Origin of the sequence: Sandarakinorhabdus sp. (assembly GCF_031422795.1) — a bacterium.
Taxonomy (GTDB): domain Bacteria; phylum Pseudomonadota; class Alphaproteobacteria; order Sphingomonadales; family Sphingomonadaceae; genus Sandarakinorhabdus.
In genome coordinates this window covers 1-4,534 of sequence record NZ_JANPML010000027.1, presented here as the reverse complement: position 1 = coordinate 4,534, position 4,534 = coordinate 1, and the positions used below count along the sequence as shown (strand labels likewise).

5 protein-coding genes are annotated in these 4,534 nt (G+C 67.0%); 3 read left to right on the top strand and 2 right to left on the bottom strand.

Features of this window, described 5'->3' with window-relative positions:
- A partial coding sequence (locus tag RMO81_RS01320; RefSeq protein WP_310473922.1) for a LysR family transcriptional regulator occupies window positions 1-878 on the bottom strand: 878 nt, incomplete at its 3' end.
- Between the two features lie 113 nt (window positions 879-991).
- On the opposite strand from RMO81_RS01320, the gene RMO81_RS01315 reads away from it, so the two are divergent.
- The gene (locus tag RMO81_RS01315) at window positions 992-1,291 is read left to right on the top strand and encodes a hypothetical protein (RefSeq protein WP_310473921.1); all 300 of its coding nucleotides are present in this window, start codon (window positions 992-994) and stop codon (window positions 1,289-1,291) included.
- Window positions 1,292-1,368: 77 nt separating this feature from the next.
- On the opposite strand, the gene pgi is transcribed toward RMO81_RS01315, so the two are convergent.
- Window positions 1,369-2,991, bottom strand: coding sequence for a glucose-6-phosphate isomerase (pgi, locus tag RMO81_RS01310; protein ID WP_310473920.1), 1,623 nt, complete (start codon window positions 2,989-2,991; stop codon window positions 1,369-1,371).
- 11 nt (window positions 2,992-3,002) lie between these two features.
- Between pgi and rnc the strand changes: the two genes are divergently transcribed.
- Together rnc and era are read left to right on the top strand one after the other, a co-directional pair.
- Window positions 3,003-3,740, top strand: coding sequence for a ribonuclease III (gene rnc, locus RMO81_RS01305; RefSeq protein WP_310473919.1), 738 nt, complete (start codon window positions 3,003-3,005; stop codon window positions 3,738-3,740).
- The coding region (gene era, locus RMO81_RS01300; RefSeq protein WP_310473918.1) for a GTPase Era at window positions 3,737-4,534 on the top strand (798 nt) is incomplete at its 3' end. The genes rnc and era, both read left to right, overlap by 4 nt.

Here is a 4,534-nt window from a genome sequence, read left to right as displayed (position 1 = left end):
AGCACCTGGGCGTGGCCGGGGTAGTGCAGAAAGAGCCCGGGGCTGGAGGGGGAGAGCGGGCCCAGCACCACTTCGAGGGCGCCGCTGTGCAGTTCGTCGATCACCAACGGTTCGCTGACTTGGGCGAGGCCGAGGCCGCGTTTGGTGAGGGCGACCACGGCGGTGTTTTCGTTGACGATCACCCGGCCTTTCACCGCGATTTCGATCATGCGGTTACCGTCTATCAGGCGCCACGGCATGATGGCACCGTTGGAGATGCGCTGGCGGATGCAATTGTGGGTTTTCAGATCGGCGGCGGTTTGCGGGCGGCCGTGCTGGTTCAGATAATCGGGGGTGGCGACCACGACGAAGCGGAACGGCGGTGAAAGCCGCACGCTGATCATGTCGGCTTCGAGCAGTTCGCCCACGCGGATGCCGGCATCGTGGCCGCTGGCAGCCAGATCGATCAGGGCGTCTTCGCCGGTCACTTCCACATCCACGTCGGGATATTTGTCGCAGAAATCGGCAATGATCGGTTCGATCAGGATCGGCACCACCGATCGCGGCATGTTGAGCCGGAGCAGCCCGGCCGGGCGGCCGCCATAGGTGCGCGCGCCTTCCCAGGCGCTCACCAGGCTGGCGAAGGCGGGGGCGGCCGCCACGTGGAACAGCGCGCCGGCTTCGGTGAGCCCCACCGATCGCGTGGTGCGGATAAACAGCGGCACGCCGATGCGGTCTTCCAGCTGGCGCACGGTCTGGCTGATGGCGGAGGGGGAGACGCCCAGATCATCGGCGGCTTCGCGGAAGGAGCGGCGTTCGGCCACGCGCAGGAAAGCTTCGAGGCCGTCGAGCAGGTTGCGTTGGAGGGTGTAGGCGTGGATTGTGTAGTTCTGCTTCATGGGGCGTCAAGCATTGTCCGGATTAACTTGCGTCTGAGTGTGACTTAAAACCCAGTCATCGGCAAGCCCAACCCCAAACACATTGGCCGCCGAACAACATAAGGACCCAGACCATGATCGCTCGTTCCACCATCGACCGCCTGACCATCACCGCCCTGATGCTGACCGCCACCCTACCCTTCATGGCGCTGAGCCCGGTGAAGGCCGCGACCGCCACCAGCTGCGCCGTCGAAGCCCAGCAGCTGCGCAACGAGATCAGCACGGCCCAGCCGCAGGATGCTGCCAAGCTGCTGCGTACGGTGAAAACCGCCGAAATGATCTGCGCTGAAGGCAATCGCCATGAAGCCGCGAAGAAGTTCACCGCCGCTCGCGCCCAGCTGGGCAGCACTGTCCAGCTCGCCGAGCGCCGTTAAGGCCCGCCTGCCGGCTCCTCATCCGCCGGCAGGTCTTGCGGCGGCCACCCCAGCCCCGGGGTGGCCGCCGTTTCTTTTTACAGGCCGGCCCGCGCCACCAGCGCGGCTGTGGACGGATCAAAGCCCAGATCCTCGCCGGCCAGCAGGGCGTTCGCCAGCTCCTTGCCCAGTTCCACCCCCCATTGATCGAACGGATTGATGCCGAGCAGCACGGCACCGGTGAAGGTGCGATGTTCGTAGAAGGCCAGAGCCGCGCCCAGTGTGAACGGATCGAGGCGATCGAGCAGCAGCGTGCTTGATGGGCGATTGCCGCTGAACGTCTTGGCGTGCGCCAGCGCCGCATCGCCGCCGGAAAGCGCCAGCGCGGCATCGAAACTGCGGCCCTTCAGCAGTGCGGCGCCCTGCGCGAAGCAATTGGCCAGCAACTGGCGGTGGTGAGTCGCGGGCAGGCCGTGCGCCGGTTCCAGCACGGCGACGAATTCCACCGGGCCCACCACAGTGCCCTGGTGGATCAGCTGGAACACGGCGTGTTGGGCATCGGTGCCGGTGCCGCCCCAGGTGATGGCGGCCGTCGGCCCGGCCAGCGCGCTGCCATCGCGGGCGACGCCCTTGCCGTTTGATTCCATTTCCAGTTGCTGCAGATAGGATGGCAGCAGCCGCAGCCGTTCATCATAGGCGAATACGCCGCGCGTTTGCTGGCCCTGGCCATGCGCCGCCCACACATCGGCGAGCGCGGCCAGCACCGGCAAGTTGCGTTCCAAGGGCGTGTCACGGAAATGCGCGTCCATCGCGGCGGCGCCGGCGCGCAGGGCGGCAAAGGCGTAAGGCCCGCAGCGGATGGCCAGCGGCAGGCCAACGGCAGACCACAGCGAATAACGCCCGCCAACGGATTCGGCGAAGGGCAGCACATGGCCGGCGCCCCAGGCTGTGGCGCGATCAGGGCGGGCGGTGATGGCGATGCTTTCCTGCCTGATGGCGGCAGCGTCGCGCCCGGTGGCAGCCGCCAGGGCCTGCAAGGCGGTTTCGGCGTTGGTCAGGGTTTCGGCGGTGGTGAACGTCTTGGAGACGATCACCAGCCGCGTCGTTGCCGGCTGCACGGCGGCCAACGCCTGGGCAAGCGCCTCCCCATCGATGTTGGAAACGACATGGATGCGCGGGCCGCAGGCATCTTTGGCGCCGTGCCGCCCCAACGCATCGACGAGAAGGGCCGGGCCCAGCGCCGATCCGCCGATGCCGATGTGGATGATGTCGGTCACGCCGCCAGCGCGCAGGGCATGGGCAATGGTTTCCCCCAGGGCCGCACCGGCAACGGCCACCGCCACATCTGCCGCATTGCCTGCGCCGCGTTCGGCGGTGTGGGTGGCGGCGCGGCCTTCGGACGGGTTGACCACCTCGCCGGCCAGCAGCCGCGCCCGCCAGCCCGGCAGATCGGCGGCGGTGCAGACGGCGAGCAGTTGATCGAGCACCGGCAGCGGCAGCGCCAGCCGCGACAGATCGAGGGCAAGGCCGCAAGCGCTGGCGGTCAATCGCGCCAGCCGATCGGGTTCGGCGGCAAACAGCGCGCGGATGTCTACCGGGGCAGCGCCGGAGCCACGGATGGGGGCGAGATAGTCCATGCCGGCGTTTTCCGACGGGCTGCAGCTGAAGTCCAGCCGATATTCGCAGCCAGCGGGGTTGACCGGCTGGCGCAATCGGCTCACGGGCGAGGCTGATGACTCGCAAACGCAAGGCGATGCCTGATCCTGGGCCCGGCCCCGAACTGGCCCGAGCCGACCGGATGGAACGGCTGGCGGTTTTCGCGCGCGACGTGTTGGGCCATGAATTTGCTGATCTGTCGCTGCTTGATCGCGCGTTGACCCACGGCAGCGCCACACGGCAGCCCGGCGCCAGTTACCAACGGCTGGAATTTCTGGGCGACCGCGTGCTCGGCTGTGTAGTCGCCGGCCTGCTTTATGGCCAACACGATGAAGCCGAAGGCCGGTTGACGGCGCGGCTGCATGCAATGGTGGAAGGCCCGGCCAATGCGCGCGTGGCCCGCGGCTGGAACGCTGGCCCGTTGATTGCGATGGAACCCGTCAGCCGCGGCAAGGGCCTGGCCGACAGCGACAATGTGCTGGGCGACGTGGCCGAAGCGGTGGCGGCGGCGGTGTTCATCGATGGCGGCTGGGATGCAGCGGCGGCCTTTGTCACCCGCCATTGGGGCCCGATGATGCAATCGGATCAGCCATTTCTGAACGATCCCAAAAGTGCCCTGCAGCAATGGGCGCTGAAGCGCCGGCTGGGCATGCCCGATTATCTGGTCGTGGGCCGCGATGGCCCCGATCACGCGCCGGTGTTCACCGTGGAAGTGACGGTGCGCGGCCAGCCGCCGGCGCAAGCCAGCGGAAAATCCCGGCAAGAGGCCGAAAAGGCCGCCGCCACCCTGTTGTTGAAGAGTCTTGACGCATGACCATCGAACTCACCCCCATTACGACCCGCTGCGGCAGCATCGCCGTGGTTGGCGCGCCCAATGCCGGCAAATCGACCCTGGTCAACGCGCTGGTGGGCCAGAAGGTCGCCATCGTTTCGCCCAAGGTGCAGACGACGCGGCAGCGGTTGGTGGGGATCGCCGTGCACGAAACGGCGCAGATGCTGCTGGTCGATACGCCCGGCATCTTTGCCCCGCGCCGGCGGCTGGACCGCGCCATGGTCAAGGCCGCCTGGGACGGCGCCACCGATGCCGATGTGATCGTGCTGGTGCTGGATGCCAGGGCCGGGCTGAAGGGCGATGTGCCCGATATCATCGCGGCGCTGGCGAACCGCCGCGAGCCCAAGTTGCTGGTGCTCAACAAGGTCGATATCTGCGTGAAGGAACGGCTGTTGGATCTGGCCAGCCGCTGCAACGCGCTGCTGCCGTTCGAGGAGATTTTCTTCATTTCGGCCAGCACCGGCGACGGTGTGCCCGAACTGAAGGCGGCATTGGCAAACCGCCTGCCGCTAAGCGCCTGGCATTATCCCGAAGACCAGTTGAGTGATGCCACCACTCGCCTGATGGCGGCCGAACTGACGCGTGAGCAGCTGTATCTGCAGCTGCACGCCGAACTGCCCTATGCCGCCACCGTCGAAACCGAAAAATGGGAAGAACGGCGCGATGGCAGCGTGGCCATCCACCAGCAGATCATCATCGAACGCGACACCCAGAGAGCCATCGTGCTGGGCAAAGGCGGCAGCCGCATCAAGGAAATCGGTGCCGCCGCGCGCGCC

What these genes read in the sequence shown, in the direction of transcription:
- RMO81_RS01315 (WP_310473921.1), top strand. Translation starts at nt 992, where the DNA reads ATGATCGCTCGTTCCACCATCGACCGCCTGACCATCACCGCCCTGATG.
- rnc (WP_310473919.1), top strand. Translation starts at nt 3,003, where the DNA reads ATGACTCGCAAACGCAAGGCGATGCCTGATCCTGGGCCCGGCCCCGAA.